Annotated in this window: 20 protein-coding genes; 9 read left to right on the top strand and 11 right to left on the bottom strand. The window is 64.0% G+C overall.

The annotated features are described in order from the left end of the window. Positions 1-3 precede the first annotated feature (3 nt). The gene (locus AC1RUK_RS03370) at positions 4-2,091 is read left to right on the top strand and encodes a hypothetical protein (protein WP_436173159.1); all 2,088 of its coding nucleotides are present in this window, start codon (positions 4-6) and stop codon (positions 2,089-2,091) included. A 203-nt stretch (positions 2,092-2,294) separates the two neighbouring features. On the opposite strand, the gene clpS is transcribed toward AC1RUK_RS03370, so the two are convergent. The 4 genes from clpS to AC1RUK_RS03350 all read right to left on the bottom strand — a co-directional run bounded on the left by clpS (position 2,295) and on the right by AC1RUK_RS03350 (position 3,860). Then, positions 2,295-2,600, bottom strand: a complete 306-nt coding sequence (gene clpS, locus AC1RUK_RS03365; protein ID WP_120014723.1) for an ATP-dependent Clp protease adapter ClpS — start codon at positions 2,598-2,600, stop codon at positions 2,295-2,297. Between the two features lie 131 nt (positions 2,601-2,731). Then, on the bottom strand, positions 2,732-3,094 hold the full coding sequence (locus tag AC1RUK_RS03360; RefSeq protein WP_436173160.1) for a hypothetical protein: 363 nt from the start codon (positions 3,092-3,094) through the stop codon (positions 2,732-2,734). Positions 3,095-3,267: 173 nt separating this feature from the next. After that, positions 3,268-3,519 (bottom strand): hypothetical protein, encoded by a 252-nt coding sequence (locus AC1RUK_RS03355; protein ID WP_436173161.1) that lies wholly within the window; start codon positions 3,517-3,519, stop codon positions 3,268-3,270. A 38-nt stretch (positions 3,520-3,557) separates the two neighbouring features. Further along, complete coding sequence (locus AC1RUK_RS03350) at positions 3,558-3,860, bottom strand: hypothetical protein (RefSeq protein ID WP_436173162.1); 303 nt, start codon at positions 3,858-3,860, stop codon at positions 3,558-3,560. Between the two features lie 237 nt (positions 3,861-4,097). Here AC1RUK_RS03350 and AC1RUK_RS03345 point away from each other — a divergent pair, with 237 nt between their 5' ends. The 3 genes from AC1RUK_RS03345 (at position 4,098) to AC1RUK_RS03335 (ending at position 6,747) form a co-directional block, all read left to right on the top strand. Then, positions 4,098-4,814 (top strand): response regulator, encoded by a 717-nt coding sequence (locus tag AC1RUK_RS03345; protein WP_436173163.1) that lies wholly within the window; start codon positions 4,098-4,100, stop codon positions 4,812-4,814. After that, complete coding sequence (locus tag AC1RUK_RS03340) at positions 4,811-6,220, top strand: ATP-binding protein (protein WP_481836782.1); 1,410 nt, start codon at positions 4,811-4,813, stop codon at positions 6,218-6,220. Before AC1RUK_RS03345 ends, AC1RUK_RS03340 begins: the two co-directional genes overlap by 4 nt. 146 nt (positions 6,221-6,366) lie before the next feature. Then, positions 6,367-6,747 (top strand): YciI family protein, encoded by a 381-nt coding sequence (locus AC1RUK_RS03335; RefSeq protein ID WP_481836783.1) that lies wholly within the window; start codon positions 6,367-6,369, stop codon positions 6,745-6,747. On the opposite strand, the gene AC1RUK_RS03330 is transcribed toward AC1RUK_RS03335, so the two are convergent. From AC1RUK_RS03330 to AC1RUK_RS03320, 3 genes are read right to left on the bottom strand one after another with little or no spacing between them, the layout of a single operon-like run. Next, positions 6,744-7,574 (bottom strand): alpha/beta fold hydrolase, encoded by an 831-nt coding sequence (locus AC1RUK_RS03330; protein WP_481836784.1) that lies wholly within the window; start codon positions 7,572-7,574, stop codon positions 6,744-6,746. The genes AC1RUK_RS03335 and AC1RUK_RS03330 overlap by 4 nt on opposite strands. Before the next feature lie 24 nt (positions 7,575-7,598). Beyond that, entirely contained in the window at positions 7,599-9,071 is a 1,473-nt protein-coding gene (locus tag AC1RUK_RS03325; RefSeq protein WP_481836785.1) for a pyridoxal phosphate-dependent decarboxylase family protein, read from the bottom strand. Between the two features lie 24 nt (positions 9,072-9,095). Then, positions 9,096-10,181 carry a PLP-dependent cysteine synthase family protein gene (locus AC1RUK_RS03320; RefSeq protein WP_481836786.1) on the bottom strand — a complete coding sequence of 362 codons (1,086 nt, stop codon included), beginning with the start codon at positions 10,179-10,181 and terminating at the stop codon, positions 9,096-9,098. Positions 10,182-10,395: 214 nt separating this feature from the next. Between AC1RUK_RS03320 and AC1RUK_RS03315 the strand changes: the two genes are divergently transcribed. After that, positions 10,396-12,423, top strand: a complete 2,028-nt coding sequence (locus AC1RUK_RS03315; RefSeq protein ID WP_481836787.1) for a transcriptional regulator — start codon at positions 10,396-10,398, stop codon at positions 12,421-12,423. Between the two features lie 93 nt (positions 12,424-12,516). Here the strand turns inward: AC1RUK_RS03315 and AC1RUK_RS03310 are convergent, their stop codons facing one another. The 4 genes from AC1RUK_RS03310 to AC1RUK_RS03295 all read right to left on the bottom strand — a co-directional run bounded on the left by AC1RUK_RS03310 (position 12,517) and on the right by AC1RUK_RS03295 (position 16,752). Then, the gene (locus AC1RUK_RS03310; RefSeq protein ID WP_481836788.1) at positions 12,517-13,554 is read right to left on the bottom strand and encodes an MBL fold metallo-hydrolase; all 1,038 of its coding nucleotides are present in this window, start codon (positions 13,552-13,554) and stop codon (positions 12,517-12,519) included. A 110-nt stretch (positions 13,555-13,664) separates the two neighbouring features. Next, positions 13,665-14,846, bottom strand: a complete 1,182-nt coding sequence (choV, locus tag AC1RUK_RS03305; RefSeq protein WP_436173171.1) for a choline ABC transporter ATP-binding protein — start codon at positions 14,844-14,846, stop codon at positions 13,665-13,667. Then, on the bottom strand, positions 14,843-15,697 hold the full coding sequence (gene choW, locus AC1RUK_RS03300; RefSeq protein WP_436173172.1) for a choline ABC transporter permease subunit: 855 nt from the start codon (positions 15,695-15,697) through the stop codon (positions 14,843-14,845). Before choW ends, choV begins: the two co-directional genes overlap by 4 nt. Before the next feature lie 119 nt (positions 15,698-15,816). Further along, on the bottom strand, positions 15,817-16,752 hold the full coding sequence (locus AC1RUK_RS03295; protein ID WP_006203526.1) for a choline ABC transporter substrate-binding protein: 936 nt from the start codon (positions 16,750-16,752) through the stop codon (positions 15,817-15,819). 114 nt (positions 16,753-16,866) lie between these two features. Here AC1RUK_RS03295 and AC1RUK_RS03290 point away from each other — a divergent pair, with 114 nt between their 5' ends. From AC1RUK_RS03290 to AC1RUK_RS03275, 4 genes are all read left to right on the top strand, one after another. Next, positions 16,867-17,013, top strand: a complete 147-nt coding sequence (locus AC1RUK_RS03290) for a hypothetical protein (protein WP_481836789.1) — start codon at positions 16,867-16,869, stop codon at positions 17,011-17,013. 120 nt (positions 17,014-17,133) lie between these two features. Beyond that, positions 17,134-17,745, top strand: coding sequence for a thymidine kinase (locus AC1RUK_RS03285; RefSeq protein ID WP_436173174.1), 612 nt, complete (start codon positions 17,134-17,136; stop codon positions 17,743-17,745). A gap of 131 nt (positions 17,746-17,876) precedes the next feature. Then, positions 17,877-18,266 carry a c-type cytochrome gene (locus AC1RUK_RS03280; protein ID WP_481836790.1) on the top strand — a complete coding sequence of 130 codons (390 nt, stop codon included), beginning with the start codon at positions 17,877-17,879 and terminating at the stop codon, positions 18,264-18,266. A gap of 333 nt (positions 18,267-18,599) precedes the next feature. Continuing rightward, positions 18,600-19,688, top strand: coding sequence for a hypothetical protein (locus AC1RUK_RS03275; RefSeq protein WP_481836791.1), 1,089 nt, complete (start codon positions 18,600-18,602; stop codon positions 19,686-19,688). Positions 19,689-19,719: the final 31 nt, after the last annotated feature.

Genomic DNA, 19,719 nt, shown 5'->3' with positions numbered 1-19,719 from the left:
GCCATGAACTGGTCGATCAACTTCGAACCGCTTCTGTCCTGGCCGCTGCTCGCCGCCGTGCTGGTGCCCCTGGTCCTGCTGGCGTTGGTCGGCCTGTGGTTTCGCCAGCGCGGCTCGATCTTCCGGTTCGCCGCCCTGCTTGCGCTGGGTGCTGCCCTGCTCAATCCTGTCTTCCTCGATGAGGAACGCGAGGCCTTGAAAAGCGTCGTCGCCATCGTCGTCGACCGCAGCCAGAGCCAGGATATCGGCGAGCGCACCAAACAGACCGACGAAGCGCTGGCCGGGCTTCAGCAGCGCCTCGGCCGTTTCAAGCAGTTCGACGTGCGCGTCGTCGAGGCCGGCAGGTCCGAGGCGGCCGAGGAGCGCACCGATACCAGGCTGTTCGGCGCACTCGAAGGCGCGTTCCGCGACGTGCCGCCGTCGCGCATCGGCGGCGCCATCATGATCACTGATGGCGAGGTGCATGATGCGCCGCCCGCCGCACCCGACTTCCATGCGCCGCTGCACGCTTTAATCACCGGCAACGAGCACGAGAAGGATCGCCGCATTCGCTTCGAGAATGCGCCGCGTTTCGGCCTGGTCGGCAAGCCGCTCGACATGAGCTACCGCGTCATCGCCACCGACAATCAGGCCGGCCCGGTCGATGTCCGCGTCTCGGTCAATGGCGAACAGGTCTCGGTCGAACACGCCACCATCGGCCAGGCGATGCCGCTGCAGGTGACCATCCCGAGCGCCGGCCGCAACATCGTCGAGCTCGCCATCGACCCCGTGCCGGGTGAGCTGACCGACGCCAACAACCGCGCCATCGCGCTGATCGACGGTATCCGCGAGAATTTGCGCGTGCTGCTCGTTTCCGGCGAGCCGCATGCCGGCGAACGCACATGGCGCAACCTCTTGAAGTCGGACGCTTCGGTCGATCTCGTCCATTTCACCATTCTGCGCCCCCCGGAAAAGCAGGACGGCACGCCGATCAACGAATTGTCGCTGATTGCCTTTCCGACGCGCGAACTGTTCGTCGAGAAGATCAAGGATTTCGACCTGATCATCTTCGACCGCTACCAGCACCGCGACGTGCTGCCGATCCTCTATTACGACTACATCTCCGAATATGTCGAAAAGGGCGGCGCGCTGCTGATCGCCGCCGGACCCGAATATGCCGGCGAAAGCTCGATCGCCCGCACGCCGCTGATGTCAGCGCTGCCGGCGATGCCGACCGGCGAGGTCGTCGACAAGGCCTTCTACCCGCGCCTCACCGAGCTCGGCCAGCGTCATCCGGTGACGCGCGGGCTGGATGGCTCGGCCACCGATCCGCCGCACTGGAGCCGCTGGTTCCGCACCATCGGCGTCGAGAACCCCGAGGGCGAGGTAGTGATGAAGGGCGCCGACAACCGGCCGCTGCTGCTGCTCGACCGCAAGGGCGAAGGCCGCGTCGGCATGCTTCTGTCCGACCAGGGCTGGCTGTGGGCACGCGGCTTCGAGGGCGGCGGCCCGCATGTCCAGCTCTATCGCCGCATCGCCCATTGGCTGATGAAGGAGCCCGAGCTCGAAGAGGAACGCCTGACCGCCGACGGGCGTGGCATGACACTGGAGATCCGCCGCCAGACGATGAGCGACGACCCTGGCCCGGCGCAGGTGATCACGCCGTCGGGCAAGGCGCTGATCGTCAGGCTCGAAAAATCCGAGCCCGGCATTTTCCTCGGCACCGTCCAGACCAGCGAGATCGGCCTCTACCAGGTCGGCAATGGCGATCTCACCGCGCTTGCCCATGTCGGTCCGATCAACGCGCCGGAGTTCACCGACGTCATCTCGACCGAGGACCGGCTGAAGGCGCCGGCGGAGGCGACCGGCGGCAGTGTGCGCCGGCTGGCGCCTTCATCCACGCTCGGCAACCTCGCCGGCGGCGTGACGCTGCCTTCGATCGTCCCGGTCCGCTCCACGGGTGCCGCCTCCGGCAACGACTGGATTGGGCTGCGCACCACCGACGACAGCGTGCTGAAGGCCGTCTCCCGCGTGCCGCTGTTCGGCGGCTTCCTCGGCCTCGGCCTGCTGCTTCTGGCGATGGGCTCGATGTGGTATCGTGAGGGGCGGTGAGCCTTCTTTTTCCTTCTCCCCGTTTACGCCCGAAGGGCGGATGAGGGGCGGCGCTCACGCTGCGATGCTGCCTTCAAATTGGTCGCTGCCGCTGACCCTCCTCAGCCTGGCGGACCGGCCCCTGCCCTCCGCTATGGCTCCGGGCGTTCGTCGCTTCAATCGACAAGTCGTTGTCGATTGATCGCCCTACGGGCGACCGCTCCTCACTCCTCCGGTTCGGTCGTGAAAAGCAGCGGGTAGCCTTTGGCCTTGCCGGCGTCGGTCGCCCGCGTCGCCTTGGTCTCGGCGACGTCCCTGGTGAAGACCGCGACGACGCAGACGCCGCGCCGGTGCGCGGTGATCATAACCCGTTGCGCCTGGTCTTCGCTCAGCTTGAACTCGCCCTTGAGCACCGTCACCACGAACTCGCGCGGGGTGAAATCGTCGTTGATGAGGATGACCTTGTAGAGCTTCGGCCGTTCGGTCTTGGGCTGCGTCTTGGTGCGCGGTGTGGTGGTGGTTTCAGGCATTGGAAACCTGGCAACTGCAAGCGGGAAATTCGCCTCCACTTTGTCACGGGCGAAAGCGGTCGTCCATTTTCGATCGGCTAAGCAGCAGCGCGATCTCTGACAAATCTATGTGGGTCACTGACTAGAGCTGTTCAACGGCCATGGCGGCCGAACATGCGCCGCGGCGGGATCTGCCGCACCGTCGCGACAGGTGGTGATTCGGGACGGGATCGCGTATCGGGCGCATCGACCCGGCGCTCCATCCAGGCCGCCACCGGCCAGGCGATGAAGCAGATCAGCACCGTGCCGGTCAGCACGATGAGCAGCCAGGTCTGCCCGGGCGTGATGTAGTCCCAGTCGGTGGATATTTTCGGCGCGAACAGTGACGGCTCGGTTCGTCCGCTGGCCGGGTCCGGCACCGGGCTGGCGGAGAGCAGGATCAACACCTTGGCCACTCCGCTGACCACCAGGCCACCGATGACCATCGAGCGCAGAATGGACGAAAGCCGCTTCATGCGGATTGTCCTACAGGGCCGGCATTGCGATCGGGTTAAGGATCGCCGGCCGTTGAACTAGTTTGGCATGCCGGGCTTGACGCCGCCGGCACTCCGGCTTGATCCAAGGCCGCTCCAACCGGAATTCGGCTGGAGCGGCCTTGTCAGGAAAGCTGGTTATTGCCAGGCTTGGATCAGGACTTCTTGGCGGCCTTCTTCGGCGCCTTCTTGACCGGGCACTTGTGCGTCTTGGTCACCTTGCAGGCCTTGACGGTCTTCTTGGCTGCAACTTTCTTCGGAGCGGCCTTGGCAGGCGCAGCAGCCGGAGCGGTCGTCGTCGAAGCAGCGGGAGCAGCGGTCGTGGTCGCGGCCGCGTTGCCGAGAGCCGGCATCGAGAAGGCGAGAGCAACAGCGAGACCGAGGGCGGAGAGGAGGGACTTGTTCATGGCTTCATTTCCTTTTTATGCGGGTCGGGGATTGAGCGTCACTGAACCGGGTCGTTCGGTGTCACTCCAAGCAGCTTCAAAGCGTTTGCGAGCATCCGGATTCCCTGTGCCTGCTTCTTGTTGGCGCAGAACCGGTTTCCCTTTCTTTGCAGTGCTTTCGCCGCGGTGACCTGCGTTGCCGCGGCATGGGTTTCGAGGGCTTCGTCAACCTGACGGTTGAGGTCGCTGCAGCGCTCGGCCCGGGTGATCGGCGCCACCTTTGCATCGGAGGCTCCGACCGCGGCCGTGACGAGCGAAATGCCGAGCAACGCACCCATCAAGCTGATCGAGAACCTATGCATTGGTCTTGTCCGTTACTCCGGAGACTAGCGTCGCAGCCGATGACCTGACCGCCACGACACCGTTATGCCCTTGAATTTTTTCGTGAGTTTTTCCGGACTATAGAATTTTGTTTCTGGATTGTTTCTGTCGCATCTGCCTTGGGCTGTACGATCGCCACTGGCCAACATATGGCCCGAATTCTATCGTGTGGGAGATGATCGAATGACGGCTTGGCCACCAGCAATGACAGGGTTCCCGTGAAATCCGACGCACACATACTGATCGTCGACGACGACAAGGGCATACGCGACCTGCTTCAGGAGTTCTTCCAGAAGCGGGGCCTGCACACGACCGTTGCCGCCGACGGCGTCGAGATGGAAGCCATCCTGCGCCGCATGCAGGTCGATCTCATCGTTCTCGACGTGATGCTGCCCGGCAAAAGCGGGCTGGAGCTTTGCCGCGAACTGCGCGCCAACCACACGACGCCGATCATCATGCTGACGGCCGTCACCGAGACGACCGACCGGGTCGTCGGCCTTGAGACGGGCGCCGACGACTATGTGCCGAAACCCTTCGATCCGCACGAGCTCCTGGCCCGCATCCGCGCCGTGCTGAGGCGCAATGGTGCCGCCGAGCCGCGCCGTCCGACAACCAAGCAGATCTACCACTTCGCCGGCTGGACGATGGATTGCTCGCGCCGCCGGCTGACGGCGCCCGGCGATGTCAGGGTCGAGCTGACGATGGCGGAGTTCAACCTGCTGCAGACCTTCGTCAAGAGCGCGCAGCGCGTGCTCACCCGCGACCAGCTCATCGAGCTCTCGGGCGGCGACACCGGCTACAGCTTCGACCGCAGCGTCGACATCCTGGTCAGCCGGCTGCGGCGCAAGATGGAAGACGATCCCAAGACGCCGAAACTGATCCTGACCGTGCGCAGCGGCGGCTATCAGTTCCTGCCCGAAACGACCTCCGAATGAGACGCTTCCTGCCGCAGACCCTGCCTGTCTGGGTGCTGCTCATCGTCATTGCCGGCCTGCTGATCAGCCAGGTCGCGACGCTCTACATCGTCTCGCGCGACCGCGCCGCCGCCAACGACGTGGTCGATCTCTACCGGCTCAACGACCGCGCCTTCTCGCTGGTGCAGCTGATGCACGATGCGACGCCCGAGGAACGCAAGGCGACCGCGTCCGGCCTGTTCAACGCCACCTACGCGCTGACCGTTTCGGACACGCCGGCCGTCACCTCCTCGATCGCCGGCGACGACGAACTCGCCGAGCTGGAGGACATTCTGGTCGGGCGCCTGACCAAATTCGGCATCACCGACGCGCGCGTGCGGCGCGATCCGGCGACGCGCGAGTCGGATGCTCCCGGCGGCGCGATCATGAACAAGGATGTCGGCCAGGTGGAGCGCGACCTTCTGGTGCTGGCGGCGGACTTCGCCCAAAGCGACAAGCTGACGGCCTCGCTTCGCTTCGCCGACGGGCAGTGGCTGAACTTCACCGAGCCGATCACGCCGGTAGGCCCGATATTGAGCTTCGACAGCCTGCCGCTCTATGCCCTGATCGCCGGGCTGGTGGTGGTGATGTCGATCTGGTCGCTGCGCCGGCTGACAGCGCCATATCGGATGATGGAAACCGCCGTGAAGCGCATCGGCCACGATTTGAAGAGCCCGCCGATCGCCGAGTCGGGCAGCCGCGAGATTCGTGCCGCGGCCAAGGCGGTCAACGCCATGCAAGTCAGGCTGCGCGACTATGTCGAGGACCGCGAGCACCTTGCGGCAGCACTTGCGCACGATCTGCGCACGCCGCTGACACGGATGCGGCTGCGCCTCGAACTGTTGCGCAAATCGCCGGCCCGCGCGGCATTGGCGCATGACCTCGCCGATATCGAGAGCATCGCCAGCTCGGTCATCGATTTCGCCAAGTTCGAGGTGACCGAGGAGAAAGCCGAACGTATCGATTTCTGGTCGCTGGTGGAATCGATCGCCGACGGCTTCGAGGAGGTTTCGTTCGACCATGACGGCACGCGGCCGCGCGGCTTGATCTGCATCGCCCGGCCGGTGGCGCTGAAGCGCTGCGTCACCAACCTCGTCCAGAATGCCGCGACCTACGGCAAGAAGGCGCATCTCAGCCTGGAGCGGTCGCAGGACACGATCACGCTCGCCATCCGCGACGAGGGTCCCGGCATCCCGCAGGCCCAGATCGACACGGTGTTCGGTTCTTTCGTTCGCATCGAGCAATCGCGCAACCGCCGGACCGGCGGCCTTGGTCTTGGCCTGACCATTGCCCGCAACATTGCGCGTGCCGCCGGCGGCGAGATCAGCCTCTCCAACCATCCCGGCGGCGGCCTGCTGACGGAACTGCGCCTGCCGCTGGCAGCTTGAGTCAGGAGGCGGTTGGCTGATCGACGCCAGGGCTGGATCAGTCCCGCCATCCTTGTGATAGTGCCGCCCGATCCGGCACTACAGCGTCGCGCGCCTCTTGGACGCGCAAAGGACGCTGTAGAACCTTGATTTGAGGAGACCGTCCCATGTTCTATGCGATCCTGGCCTACCACGTCGAACAGACCGTCCAGTCCTGGACGCCTGACGAGGATGCGGCACTGATGGACGACCTGCTCGAGGTCAACGCCAAGCTGACCCGCGAGGGAAAACTCGGGCCGGCGGCAAGGCTGGGCGCGACCGCCGAGGCCGTTACGCTGCGCGGTCCCGGCGATGGCATGGTGATCGACGGTCCCTTTGCCGAAACCAAGGAGCAGTTGCTGGGGCTCTATATCCTCGACTGCGCCAGCCAGGAGGAGGCGATTGCAACAGCGCGCGATCTCAGACGCGTCAATCCCACTGCCGTCTACGAAATCCGACCGATCATGCTTTATCTCCCCGGCGCGCCACTGCCCGCAGGTCAGGATTAGGCGACCATCGCGCGTTCCGGCAGCTCCGCGTCTGCAATCGTCAGGAACCGTGTCAGCAGCGCGGCACATTTTTGCGCATGGGTCGCAATGAGGAAGTGGCCGGCGTCCTCGACAACCGCGCTATGCACATGCGGCAAAGCTTGTTGCAGCATATCGGTCATGGCCACCATGGCCGGATTGGCAAACCCTCCTCTGACAAGAAGCACCGGGATGTCGAGGGCACTGTAGTCGTCCAGGGCGGCCTCGAAACTGAAGTCCGTCAGCCAGTCGATCACATTTGCCGGGGCTGTCTGCCGGCAATGAGTCCGCACGATTTCCGGAAGCGCAGCAAACGTGCCCTGACCGCCCCAGAAGTCGATGATGATCCCGGCTGCATCGGCGTCGCCGGCATCGACCGCCGCGCTGAACTCCCGGCTCAGCCTCACAACGTCCTGATAGAGACCTTGCTTCGGCTGTCTGTTGAGGAGCGCGAGGGGGTTTGCCTCGAAGAGCGACAGGCTCGCCACGTCGATGGAGTTTTGCAGGGCCGCGGCGAGGGCAACGGTCCCGCCGAAGGAATGCCCGACCAGATGCACGGGTCCTCCGGCACGACGTGCCGCCTGCTCGATGATCCGGAGTTCGTGCCGCATGCCGAAATCATTGCGGGAGCGGGTCTCCGCAGTCGCGCCATATCCGCAAAGGCTGGTGCCGATCATCCGGTAGTCAGGCGATAGCCATCTCTGCATCGGCCGCCAGGCCGCATACGTGCTGAAGGATCCCGGGATGAACGGCACGGTCGGTCCCGAGCCTTCTTCCGCATAGTCTATCGCATAGTCCATGGACGACATGCGTCCCTCCCTGTGCTGCGCCGCTCACGCGGCAAGTTCTGCGCCGAGACGCAGGATTTCCGCGACCAGCAGATCAAGATCCTCGTATCGGGTTCGGTGATTGGCGATCGCCACCCGCAGGCAATGCTGGTCGTGCAGGGTGGTGTCGGAAAGGGCCGCAATGCCCTCGTCCTGGAGCCGCAGCATGATCTCGGTGTTGAACGCCTTCAGGCGCTCGCCCGACAACCCGTTGGCGCGGTGGCGAAAGCAGACGATGTTGACGCTCACCGGAGCCATCAGCTCAAGCGCCGGCTCGGCCTCGATCAGGCTCGCCAGATATTTGGTTTGAGCGATGTTCTGGTCGATCAGGCGGCCGAATTTTTCAACGCCGTGCTCTTTCAGCGCCATCCACACCTTAAGCGCGCGAAAGCCGCGCGACGTCTGCAGACCATATTCGTGCAGCCATTGTCCAGACGCGAGCCCACGCTGCATCGACATCAGACACTCGGGCATGACGGCAAAGGCGCCGCGATGCGCCTCGGCGTCTCGGACCAGCACGCAGCCCGCCTCGAACGGCGCGTGCAGCCATTTGTGCGGATCGAGCGCAAGCGAATGGGCTTGTTCGACGCCGGCAACGAGCGCTGCATTCTCCGGTGCAATCGCGATCAGCGCACCGATGCAGCCGTCGACGTGGAACCAGAGGTCCTCTTCCGCCGCCAGCCTTGCGAGCGCCTTGAGATCGTCGATCGCGCCGGTGTTGACGGTGCCGGCGTTGCCGATGACGCAGGCCGGCTTGAAGCCCGCCTTTCGATCTTCCGCGATCGCCGCCCGCAAGGCGGCGATGTCGATGCGAAATGCGGAATCGCTCGGGATGCGGCGAAGCGCCCGGTTGCCGAGGCCGAGTACCTCCATCGCCTTGCGGTGACAGAAATGGGTCTGATCCGAGCCGTAGAAACGCAAGGGCTGCGCGATGGCGCCAACGCCATGTTCGCGCACGTCGATGCCTGCCTTGGTGTTGCGCGCCACGGTCAGCCCGATGATGTTCGCCATCGAGCCGCCGCTGACCAGCGTGCCGCTGGCCGAGGCGGGAAAGCCAACCATCTGCTTGCACCAGTCGACCACCTGGCTGTCCATCAGGCCGGCGGCATGGTTGCCGCCGCCCAGATTGGAACCCTGGATCGCCGCCAGGAAATCGCCGAGCGCGCCGGTGAAGTTGCTGGAGCCCATATACCAGGACCAGAAGCGCGGATGAATGTTGCCCATCGGGTAAGCCATCACGTTGTCGGCAACCTCGCCATAAATTTCGGCGAGCGGCGCCGGCGAGCGCGGCAAGGGCGCGTCGAAGAACGCCCTCACCTCGGCCGGCATCTCCCGCCACACCGGGCGGTCGCGAACGTCGCGCAGATAGCCGACGGCATCGTCGACGATCCGGTGCGACAGGGCCTGCATATCGGCCCAGTCCAGGGGATCGAGCGTTTCATCTGCTGTCGCGCTCGAGGTTTGCGGCATCGCGTCCATTGTGGTGTCCCCCGCGATCCGCTGTCAGGCGTCGAACTGGCAGCTGGGCGTCGAACGCGAAAGCGTGATCTCTTCCGCATCCATCTCCGCCTCGATGCCGTCGAACAGCGGCGTCGTCATGTAGCGCTCGCCAGTGTCGGGCAGCATGCACAGGATCACCGAGCCGGCCGGCGATGTCCCGGCGATCTGGCGTGCCACAGCGAAGGTGGAGCCGCCGGAGATGCCGGTGAAGATCCCCTCCTGCTGCGCCAGCGCCTTGGCCCATTTGATGCCCTCGGGCCCGGCGATCGGCATCACCTCGTCATAGTAGCGCTTGTCGATCGCTTCCTGCAGCACATTGGGAATGAAATCCGGCGTCCAGCCCTGGATCGGATGCGACTCGAAGGCCGGATGGCTGGCGGCCGGTGCGCCATCTTTGGCACGCTCCTGCGGCTTGCCGCTGCCGACAAGCTGCGCGTTGGCCGGCTCGGTGAGCACGATGCGAGTCTCCGGCCGCTCGCGGCGCAGCACGCGCGCCACGCCGGCGACGGTGCCGCCGGTGCCATAGCCGGTGACGAAGCAGTCGAGCCTGGAGCCGGCGAAATCATTGACGATCTCGCGCGCCGTGGTCGCTTCGTGAATGGCCGCATTGGCCTCGGTCTCGAACTGCCGGGCCAGGAACCAGCCATTGGCCTCGGCGAGTTCCACCGCCTTCTTGTACATGCCGAAACCCTTCTGGGCGCGCGGCGTCAGCACCACCTTGGCGCCCAGCATGCGCATCAGCTTGCGGCGCTCGACGGAAAAGCTGTCGGCCATCGTCACCACCAGCGGATAGCCCTTTTGCGCGCAGACCATGGCAAGCCCGATGCCGGTGTTGCCGCTGGTCGCCTCGACGATGGTCTGCCCAGGCCGCAACGCACCGCTGCGTTCGGCCGCCTCGATGATGTTGAGCGCCAGCCGGTCCTTGACCGAGGCAGCCGGGTTGAAGAACTCGGCCTTGACATAGATGGTCGCGTGCGCGGGGCTGAGATTGTTGATCCGGATCACCGGCGTATCGCCGACCGTGTCGAGAATGCTGTCGAACAGGCGGCCGCGGCCGGCCGTGGTCCTGATCTTTGACTGATGCAACATGTCCGCTCTCCTCAAGCTGTCGTCACGAGCCGGTTACAGACCGGCGGTTTGGGCGGCGCGATTTCGAGACCTTGCCGCGTTACGGTTCCCGACTTGCCGACAGTGCGGCAATGGCGACATCCGGCGCCGAAATTCGCTGCCGGATGCACCTTGTCGCCTTCGGTGATAGAACAGAGGCCGAGTGGCCAGCGTGGGAGCCAGCGTGGAATTGTCCGTGGAATCCACCCGAGAGAGTCTGGACGGCGAGGTCGCGGCCGGCCTTTCCGTGCGCCTGCTCGGGCCACTGACCATACTCCGCGGCGGCGTCGCGATGGCATTGCCGGCATCGCGCAAGCTGCGTGCGTTGCTGGCCTATCTCACGCTCACACCGCATGCCGTTGGGCGCAGTCGCCTGTGCGAGCTTCTGTGGGATGTGCCGAACGACCCGCGGGGCGAGCTTCGCTGGTGCCTCAGCAAGCTGCGCGGCGTTCTCGACGACCCTGATGTCAGCAGGGTCGAAACGCAGGGCGACGCGGTCGGGCTGCGGCTGGAAGGCGTGTCGGTCGATGCCGTCGAGATCGCTGCTGCCGCGGCGGCGGGAATAGGAACACTTGCTCCAGAACGACTGCGGGCACTGTCGGACCTGTTCGCCGGCGATTTCCTCGATGGGCTGGAGCTGGACCGCTGTCCGCATTTCGACAGCTGGCTGGTTGCGCAACGCCGCCGGTTCACCTCGTGCCACATCGCCATCCTGGAGCATCTGGTCAACATCCTGCCGTCGGGCACCGACGCTTCTCCCTATCTCGACAAATGGCTGGAACTCGCGCCCTTCGACGTGCGCGCGCATGTGGCCTTGCTGGAGAACCTGGCCAGGCGGGGCCAGATCGGCCAGTGCGAGGAACACCTTGTTGTCGCCGCACAGCTGTTTCAGTCGGAAGAGCTGGAATTCGCACCCGTGCGCGAGGCATGGCGGGCGATCAAGGACCGGCAGTCGGATGCGACGCCGGGCGCGCAGCCGGCGATTGCCTTCGCGCCCCAGGTTCCGATAGCGCTTGCCGAACCGGATGCCGCCGCATCGCACCGGGCCTCGCTTGCGGTGATGCCGTTTGTCGAGGACCCCGCAGCGGATGGCGGTCGCGGCGGGCTGGCCGACGGCATGACCCACGACATCATCACCCGCCTCGCCAAGCTCAGGGATTTCTTCGTCATCGCGCGCGGGTCGATGTTCGCGCTGGCTGAGAAAAACATCGCGCCGGAGGACGCAGGGCGCCGCCTGAACGTCGATTACGTGGCCACCGGAACCGTTCGCAGCCTGGCGGGCCGCGTCATCGTCTCGGTCGAACTCATCGAGGTGCGCACCGCGAGGATCGTCTGGGCAGAGACCTTCGAGCGCAAGCCGGACGACATCTTCATCGTGCTGGACGATATCGGCAACAGCATCGTCTCCTCGATCGCGGCCGAGATCGCCATGGTCGAACGCAACCGCGCCATGCTGAAGGCGCCCAACTCGCTCAATGCCTGGGAAGCCTATCACCGCGGCCTCTGGCACATGTACCGCTTCACCCGCACGGAGAACGAACTGGCCCAGCAGTTCTTCGGCATGGCCTTGAAGCAGGATCCGACCTTCGCCCGCGCCTATGCCGGCCTCTCCTTCACCCATTGGCAGAACGCCTTCCAGCGCTGGGGCGATCGCGACCAGGAAACCGCGCTTGCCTTCGAAAGCGCCGGCCAGAGCCTGCTGGTGGACGACCACAACCCCGCCGCCCACTGGGCCATGGGCCGCGCGCTGTGGCTGCGCGGCGAACGGGACGGGTCCTTGCTCGAGCTGGAAAGAGCCGTCGACCTCAGCCCGAACTTCGCGCTCGGCCATTATGCGCTGTCCTTCGTGCATTCCCAGTCGGGCGACCCGAGATCCGCGATCGGCTCATCCGACCATTCGCGCCATCTCAGCCCCTTCGATCCGCTGCTGTTCGGGATGATGGGGTCGCGGGCCATGGCGCTTGCCCGGCTCGGCCAGTTCGACGAAGCGGCTGAATGGGCCTTGAAAGCGGCCGCGCGGCCCAACGCCCACACCATCATCCTGTCGATCGCGGCGCATTGCCTGGCGCTGGCGGGCCGGCAGGACGAGGCACGAAACTTCGCCGCCGCCATCCGCAAGACGCTGCCGGACTACCGCGCCGACGATTTCATCGCCACCTTCCGTTTCGATTCCGAGGGGGAGGCCCTTTTCCGGAATGGCGCCAGGCTTATCGGATTGAATTGAACTTCCAGGGCTGATGAGGGCTGCCCCGCTCTAAGTATTTGTTTTTACGCAATTCCGGACGGAAAACCGCTACGCACTTTTCCTTGAATTGCTCTAATGGACGAGCGGTCCGTCCGCCTTCTTCCAGGCATCAATGCCGCCATGGATGTGGCGGGCGCTGGCAATCCCGGCGTCCTGGGCGGCCTGAACCGCCATCGCCGAGCGCTCGCCGAAGGCGCAGTAGAACAAAAGCCGCTTGCCGGTCGACCTGGCGAGCTCGTGCAGCATGCCGCCGGCGGCGATGTTTTCCTGCAGCCGGGGATAGGGCAGATGGATGGCGCCGGGGATGACGCCATGCCGTTCGCGCTCGGAATTCTCGCGCAGGTCGATCAGCGCGACATCGGGCCTGCCGACCAGCGCAAGCGCGGCCTCGGCAGTGACCGACCAGCCGCGCCCGGCAATATCGTCCTGATGCAGCCCGACCTTCATGTTGGCTGGCACGGCGACGTCCATCATCTTGGGGTTGGAGAGCTTCAGATTGTTCATGATCTCAACATACTCATCCATCGACTTCACCTGCAGGCGCGGGTTGAATGCCTTCTCCTCACCGATGGTCGAGACGGTCTCGCCCTTGTAGTCATGCGCCGGATAGATCAGCGTCTCGTCGGGCAGCTTGAGCAGGCGGCCGAAGATCGATTCATACTGCTGGCGCGGATCGCCGTTCTGGAAGTCGGTGCGACCGGTGCCGCGGATGAGCAGCGTGTCGCCGGTGAACACCCGGTCCGGCAGGATGAAGCTGTAGGAATCGTCGGTATGGCCAGGCGTGTAGATCACGTCGAGCGCCAGCCCCTCGATGGCGAGCTTGTCGCCGTCGGCAAGCCGCATCGACACCACGTCGGCCTTGGTCTGCTCGCCCATCACGGTGACGCAATGCGTCTTGTCGCGCAGCGCGCCGAGGCCGGTGATGTGGTCGGCATGCAGATGCGTGTCCACCGCCTTGACCAGCCTGAGGTCGAGTTCGCCGACGAGCTGCAGATAGCGGTCGACCTTCTCCAGCACGGGATCGATGATCAGCGCCTCGCCGCCGCGGCGGCTGGCAAGCAGGTAGGAATAGGTCCCCGATACGGAATCGAAGAGCTGTCGGAAGATCATCCCGCTACGCGCTCCCTTGCCCTTTCGCCCGCGATGCCTCCTCGCGGCCACAGCGCCATTCTAGAGCAAGCTCCCGGGGTCCGCCAGCAGTCGCCGGCGGGCGGGCGATCCTACCGCCGCAGCACAGCGCTCAGCACGTCCCTGACACCTATTGCGCCGACAAAGCGCGACTGGTCGTCGAACAACGCCACCGGCGCCGTCTGCGAACGGTGCATCGCCAGCATCACCGTCTTCAGCGAAGTGCCGGGCGTGGCCCAGAACACCTGAGCGGTCTCCTCCGGCTGGGCTTCGATGTCGGTGCAGGACACCCACACCGCCGGCTTGCCGTCGCGCTCGGCCGCCGTCACCAGCCCGTGCTCGTCGATCTTGAAACGCGTCGTCTTGCGCCGGTCGAGCCAGACCCAGTCGTCTGTGCTCTCTTCCAGGTCGCGGCGGTCGCGCATCACGTTCCAGGCGGTCAGCACCGACAATGGGTTAACATTGGCGATGAAGTCGCGGACATAGTCGTTGGCGGGCCTGAGCACGATGTCCTCCGGCGCGCCGGTCTGCACGATGCGCCCGCCTTCCATGATGGTAATATGAGTGCCGATCTTGAGCGCCTCCTCGAGATCGTGGCTGACGAAGATGATGGTCTTCTTCAGCTCGGCCTGCAGCTGCAGCAACTCGTCCTGCAGCTTGGTCCGGATCAGCGGATCGAGCGCCGAAAACGGCTCGTCCATCAATAGGATTGGCGCCTCGGTGGCAAAGGCGCGCGCCAGGCCGACGCGCTGCTGCATGCCGCCCGAGAGTTCGTGGGCGTATTTCTTCGACCACTGGTCGAGATTGACCAGCTTCAGCTGGCGATGGACACGTTCCTTGCGCTCGGCGTCGGGCATGCCGGCGAGCTCAAGGCCGAGGCCGACATTTTCCTCCACCGTGCGCCACGGCAATAGGCCGAACTGCTGGAACACCATCGCCACCTGCTTTTGCCGCAGCCGCCGAAGGGTCGCCTCATCGCAGGTGACGACATCGACCGTGCCGGCGCCGTCCTTGACCAGAACCTGGCCGCGTGAAACCACGTTCAGGCGGTTGACGGCCCTGAGCAGGGTCGACTTGCCCGAGCCCGAAAGGCCCATCAGGACGGAAATCTCGCCCTCGTGCACGGTCAGGCTGGCGCCGGCGCAACCCAGCACATTGCCGGTCTTCTCAAGGATCTCGGCGCGGGTGGCGCCGCTGTCGATGAGCGCCAGCGAACCGGCCTGGTCGGCGCCGAAGACGATATCGACGTTCTTGAAATCAACGGCGACGGTCATTTCTTGCCTCCAACGCCAATACGGGTCATTCGGTCGAGCACGATGGCGAGCACGACGATTGCCAGACCGGCTTCAAGCCCCAAGTCGATCCTGCGCGAGCCGAGCGCCCGGTTGATCTCGGTACCGAGGCCGCCGGCGCCGATGAGGGCCGCGAACACCACCATCGACAGCGACAGCATGATCGACTGTGTCAGCCCAGCCATGATGGTCGGTAGCGCCGAGGGCAGCTCGACCTTCCACAAAAGTTGTCTTTTGGTGGCGCCGAACGCCTCGCCGGCCTCGACGATCGACTTCGGTACCGAAGTGACGCCGAGATGGGTGAGACGAACCGAAGTCGGGATGACGAAGATGATGGTAACGATGAGGCCGGGCGCGTTGCCAAGGCCGAACAGGGTCAGCACAGGGATCAGGTAGACGAAGGTCGGCAGCGTCTGCATCAGGTCGAGCACCGGCAGCATGATGCGGTAGACTTTCGGCTTGTGCGCGGCCCAGATGCCGAGCGGCACGCCTATCGCCATCGAGGCGGCGGCGGCGGCAACCACCAGCACCAGCGTCTCCACAGTCTGTTTCCAGAGGTTCTGGTTCAGGATGAACAGCAGCCCGAGGAAGACGGCGATGGCCAGGCCCCTGGAGCGCTGCAGGAAATAGGCGAGCACGGCAATCAGCGCGATGAGAAGGACGGGCGGCAACAGCAGAAGTCCGTCGACTATCCCGTCGAGCAGGAAATTGAGGCTGTTGGAAAAAGTCCTGAAGACGGTATCGAAATTGTCTGTAAGAAAGCCGAAGAAGGCCTTCCCCCACGGACCTATGGGGATCTTGTAGGCGACCAGGAATTTCGAAATCGGATCCATCTTGCCCCTCTATGGCTGCGCCATCCTTGCCGGACGGTCATCTTGTCACAGGATATGAAAAAGGGCAGCCTTTTCCACGATGGCTGCCCTGTTCCGGTCATGCCGGATTCAAGGTCGGCTCAGCCTCCGAGTGCGGTCTTGACCGCCGCGGCGGCATCGCCGCCGTCGAAGGTGGTCACGCCGGCGATCCAGGGCGCAACCGCGTCCGGATGCTTCTTCAGCCAGTCGGTCGCGACCGTGTTGGCGTCGCCGCCCTTGAGGATCGCGTCCATCATCTCGCCTTCCATGTCGAGGTTGAACTTCAAATTGGCGATGAACTTGCCGGCATTCGGGCACTCGGTGGTGTAGCCCTTGCGCACATTGGTATGCACAGTGGCCGCGCCGAAGCCGCTATCGCCCATGCCGTCGAGATAGGTGATCTTCATGGCGCCCATCACCGGATGCGGCGTCCAGCCGAGGAACGCGATCCATTCGTTGTTCTTCATCGACTGCTCGGCTTGGGTGAGCATGCCGGCTTCCGAGGACTCGACCAGTTCGAAGCCTTCGAGATTGTCCTTCGGGTTCTTGATCATGTCGAGGATGATGCGGTTGCCGTCATTGCCGGCCTCGATGCCGTAAATCTTGCCGTCGAACTTGTCCTTGAACTTGCCCAGGTCGGTCAGCGTCTTGACGCCGGCGTCCGCGACATAGGTCGGCACGACGATGCCGTAGCCAGCACCGCTGAGGTTCTCACTGATGGTTTCGACCGAGCCGTCGGCGGTGTAGTCCTTGATGTCGTTGGTCATCGACGGCATCCAATTGCCGAGGAAGACGTCGAGGTCCTTGTTCTTCAGCGACGCCATGGTGACCGGAACCGACAGCTGGATCACCTGCGGCTCGTAGCCGAGTGCGGTGAGCAGCACCGAGGCGACACCGGTCGTCGCCTGGATGTCGGTCCAGCCGACATCGGAAAGACGCACCGCCTTGCAGCTTTCCGGATCTCCGGCAAAGGCAGCGCTCGTGGACAGGAAAGCCGCCAGACCGAGGCCGGCGACGTAGGAATTCATACGCGACATAGATATTCTCCCATTGCGATTCTTTTGGCGAAGCGAAGTAACGGTTTTCATCTCCGCCTTGTTTCGTCAGCCAAACACCATTCTGGTGCGGTTTCAAGCACTAAGGCAATCACGATGAACGGCGCCGACTGGCCGATCAGCGACACCCATGCCGCTTTTTTGATGGCAGGCGGCTTTTTCAGGGGAATGAGCCAGCGCCCCCTCCCCGCGCCGGAACATCTCGGCTTAAGGTGTGCCGAGATTCAGGTCAGGCCGAGCTGAAAACGGTGGTTTCGAGAACCGGAGCGCAGCGGACATTGAGTCCGTGAGCACCGGAAGCGCAGAAAGCCGCCGTTTGCAGGCCGGCATCACCTGAACCTCGACACACCTTAAAAGGGCGGCATGGCCAAGCTTTACTTCAACTATGCGACGATGAATGCCGGCAAGACGACGATGCTGCTGCAGGCGTCCTACAATTATCGCGAACGCGGCATGACGACGATGCTGTTCGTCGCCGGCCACTACCGCAAGGGCGACACCGGGCTGATCTCATCCCGCATCGGCCTGGAGACCGAGGCCGAGATGTTCCGTGACGGCGACGACCTCTACGCCCGCGTCGCCGAGCATCACGACCACACGACCGTGCATTGCGTTTTCGTCGACGAGGCGCAGTTCCTCGAGGAAGAGCAGGTCTGGCAACTCGCCCGCATCGCCGACCGGCTGAACATCCCGGTCATGTGCTACGGCCTGCGCACCGATTTCCAGGGCAAGCTGTTCTCCGGCTCGCGCGCGCTTCTGGCGATTGCCGACGATCTGCGCGAGGTGCGAACCATCTGCCGCTGCGGCCGCAAGGCGACGATGGTGGTGCGCCTCGGCCCGGACGGCAAGGTGGCAAGACAGGGCGAGCAGGTGGCGATCGGCAAGGACGTCTATGTCTCGCTCTGCCGCCGCCACTGGGAAGAGGAAATGGGCAGGGCCGCACCCGACGATTTCATCGGCTTCACCAAGGCCTGACCGGCGCGGCGGCCTCGGCAGCCGGACCTGCCGCGGCCGGATCGGGCACCCAATCCCCCACCGCGATGCGTTTGTTTTGTTAGGGCCTCGGTCCTATAAACCCGTCAGCCAGAACTCTCCGGGGTCAGCCAATGCTTCGAGCCGTTTCGTCCACCGCTGTCCTCTTCCTCGCCGGTGTTCTTGCCGCGCATGCCGACGGCGACGCGGCACTCGGCAGGAAGGTCTTCAACCGGTGCATCGCCTGCCACGAGGCAGCGACCGACCGCGACAAGGTCGGCCCGCATCTGCTGGGCATCGTCGGCCGCACCGCCGGAACGGCCGAAAGCTTCCTTGGCCATTATTCGCAGGCCATGAAGGACGCTGGCGCCGCTGGCCTGGTCTGGGACGAGGCGAACCTTGCTGTCTATCTGCAAGCGCCCAAGCTGAAGGTTCCCGGCAACAAGATGGCCTTTGCCGGGCTGAGCAACGACGCCGACATCGCCAACGTCATTGCCTATCTGAAGGCTGACCCGAAGCCCTGAGCCCCCGCCGGCGGCCCAGGCCGGCTTCGCTGAAGGTCTGGCGTGTTCGCCGCTGTCGCCGAACCGTGTTGCAATCATTTGCCGAATATCGAGGCAGGCGGCCCAGTGGGAATCGAGTGCCTTTTTGCCGCCGCTTCCGTCCGAAAATCCAGCGGCAGGTGAACCGCGCATGGCTGGCAAGGTAGTCAACCCATGAGAATGGTTCGTTTATCTTTCAAGGGAGGATCGAAACCTTTTGTTTTCGCAGCTCCTCTTGTCTTGCGTCTTTCAATCCCCGGATGCTCCACATATATTCGCGCCGACACGAAACCGATGCCGATGCGGGAGGCCCCTATGGCGACATTGCAGAATTTCGATGCCGAAATTGCCAAGACCAAGCAGGTTGTGCAGGACATGCGCTCCAAGATCGAGCAGTCCGGCACCGTGCTCGACACACTGGCCCAGGCCGACAAGAAGATCGGCGATGCCAATTTCGAAATCGAGAACGCCCGCATCGAGGATGTGCTGAAGCAGCAGAAGGTGATGGAAGGCAACATCGCCGATCTGATCATCGGGCTGGAGGACGCCACCAACGTCTTCGGCGCCGAATTCGAGAGCATGAAGAACTATACCGGCTGGGAAAATTTCATCGGCATGTTCTCGGCCCAGAGCAAGCAGCGCATGCGCACCGACCGCGTGCGCAACATGTCGCTGGCCGGCAATCTCCAGGAGCTTCTGGCCAAGTCCGACACCATCGTCGGTATTCTCAAGGCGCAGAAGGAGATTCTCGACCAGCGTTACAAGACCTCCGAGACCAGCCTGTCGCAGGTTATCGAGCGCCGCAAGACCACCATGTCGAACCTCGAAGCGGTGCAGAAACGCATCGAAGAGGTCAATCCGTTGCTGCTCGACATCGAGAACAAGATCGCTGCCTCGACCAGCCAGAAGGAACGCACGCAGCTCGAGGGCGAGCGTTCGAAGCTGGCCACCGAATACAATGAGAAGCAGGCCAAGGAGCAGGAATTGCTGGCCGAAAGCCAGACGCTGGAGCGCTACACCTCGATGTTCCAGACCTTCGTCGATTCGCTCAACAACCAGATCGCCGCGCAGTCGACGCTGATCAACAAGCTGACGATCGATACCGAACAGCGCATCGTGCTCTACAAGGCCCTGGAAGACTCGCTGAAGACCGCCGCCCAGCAGGACGTCGCCCACAAGATCAACACGCTGGGCAGTCAGGTCGACAACACCGCCGAGGAGACCATGGCCGGCATTGGTGCTGCCTCGCAGAAGCACATCGGCGATCTCCTCGAAATGCACGAGAAGAACATGGTGGCCACCTCCGACATCCAGCGCCGTAAGAAGCTCGCCGACGATGCCTTCGCCCGCCGCTTCGACGAGGTGATGAAGAAGCACAATTCGGCCAATTACGTGCAGTCGTAATTGCCGCACGCGTACTGCTCCATAAGGTTGA

The sequence above is a fragment of the Mesorhizobium monacense genome (genome assembly GCF_056781675.1).
The sequence above is the reverse complement of the archived record's forward strand: the minus strand, read 5'-3'. Positions and strand labels throughout refer to the sequence as shown.

What these genes read in the sequence shown, in the direction of transcription:
- AC1RUK_RS03370 (WP_436173159.1), top strand. Translation starts at nt 4, where the DNA reads ATGAACTGGTCGATCAACTTCGAACCGCTTCTGTCCTGGCCGCTGCTC.
- clpS (WP_120014723.1), bottom strand. Translation starts at nt 2,600, where the DNA reads ATGCCTGAAACCACCACCACACCGCGCACCAAGACGCAGCCCAAGACC.
- AC1RUK_RS03360 (WP_436173160.1), bottom strand. Translation starts at nt 3,094, where the DNA reads ATGAAGCGGCTTTCGTCCATTCTGCGCTCGATGGTCATCGGTGGCCTG.
- AC1RUK_RS03355 (WP_436173161.1), bottom strand. Translation starts at nt 3,519, where the DNA reads ATGAACAAGTCCCTCCTCTCCGCCCTCGGTCTCGCTGTTGCTCTCGCC.
- AC1RUK_RS03350 (WP_436173162.1), bottom strand. Translation starts at nt 3,860, where the DNA reads ATGCATAGGTTCTCGATCAGCTTGATGGGTGCGTTGCTCGGCATTTCG.
- AC1RUK_RS03340 (WP_481836782.1), top strand. Translation starts at nt 4,811, where the DNA reads ATGAGACGCTTCCTGCCGCAGACCCTGCCTGTCTGGGTGCTGCTCATC.
- AC1RUK_RS03335 (WP_481836783.1), top strand. Translation starts at nt 6,367, where the DNA reads ATGTTCTATGCGATCCTGGCCTACCACGTCGAACAGACCGTCCAGTCC.
- AC1RUK_RS03330 (WP_481836784.1), bottom strand. Translation starts at nt 7,574, where the DNA reads ATGTCGTCCATGGACTATGCGATAGACTATGCGGAAGAAGGCTCGGGA.
- AC1RUK_RS03325 (WP_481836785.1), bottom strand. Translation starts at nt 9,071, where the DNA reads ATGGACGCGATGCCGCAAACCTCGAGCGCGACAGCAGATGAAACGCTC.
- AC1RUK_RS03320 (WP_481836786.1), bottom strand. Translation starts at nt 10,181, where the DNA reads ATGTTGCATCAGTCAAAGATCAGGACCACGGCCGGCCGCGGCCGCCTG.
- AC1RUK_RS03310 (WP_481836788.1), bottom strand. Translation starts at nt 13,554, where the DNA reads ATGATCTTCCGACAGCTCTTCGATTCCGTATCGGGGACCTATTCCTAC.
- choV (WP_436173171.1), bottom strand. Translation starts at nt 14,846, where the DNA reads ATGACCGTCGCCGTTGATTTCAAGAACGTCGATATCGTCTTCGGCGCC.
- choW (WP_436173172.1), bottom strand. Translation starts at nt 15,697, where the DNA reads ATGGATCCGATTTCGAAATTCCTGGTCGCCTACAAGATCCCCATAGGT.
- AC1RUK_RS03295 (WP_006203526.1), bottom strand. Translation starts at nt 16,752, where the DNA reads ATGTCGCGTATGAATTCCTACGTCGCCGGCCTCGGTCTGGCGGCTTTC.
- AC1RUK_RS03290 (WP_481836789.1), top strand. Translation starts at nt 16,867, where the DNA reads ATGAACGGCGCCGACTGGCCGATCAGCGACACCCATGCCGCTTTTTTG.
- AC1RUK_RS03285 (WP_436173174.1), top strand. Translation starts at nt 17,134, where the DNA reads ATGGCCAAGCTTTACTTCAACTATGCGACGATGAATGCCGGCAAGACG.
- AC1RUK_RS03280 (WP_481836790.1), top strand. Translation starts at nt 17,877, where the DNA reads ATGCTTCGAGCCGTTTCGTCCACCGCTGTCCTCTTCCTCGCCGGTGTT.
- AC1RUK_RS03275 (WP_481836791.1), top strand. Translation starts at nt 18,600, where the DNA reads ATGGCGACATTGCAGAATTTCGATGCCGAAATTGCCAAGACCAAGCAG.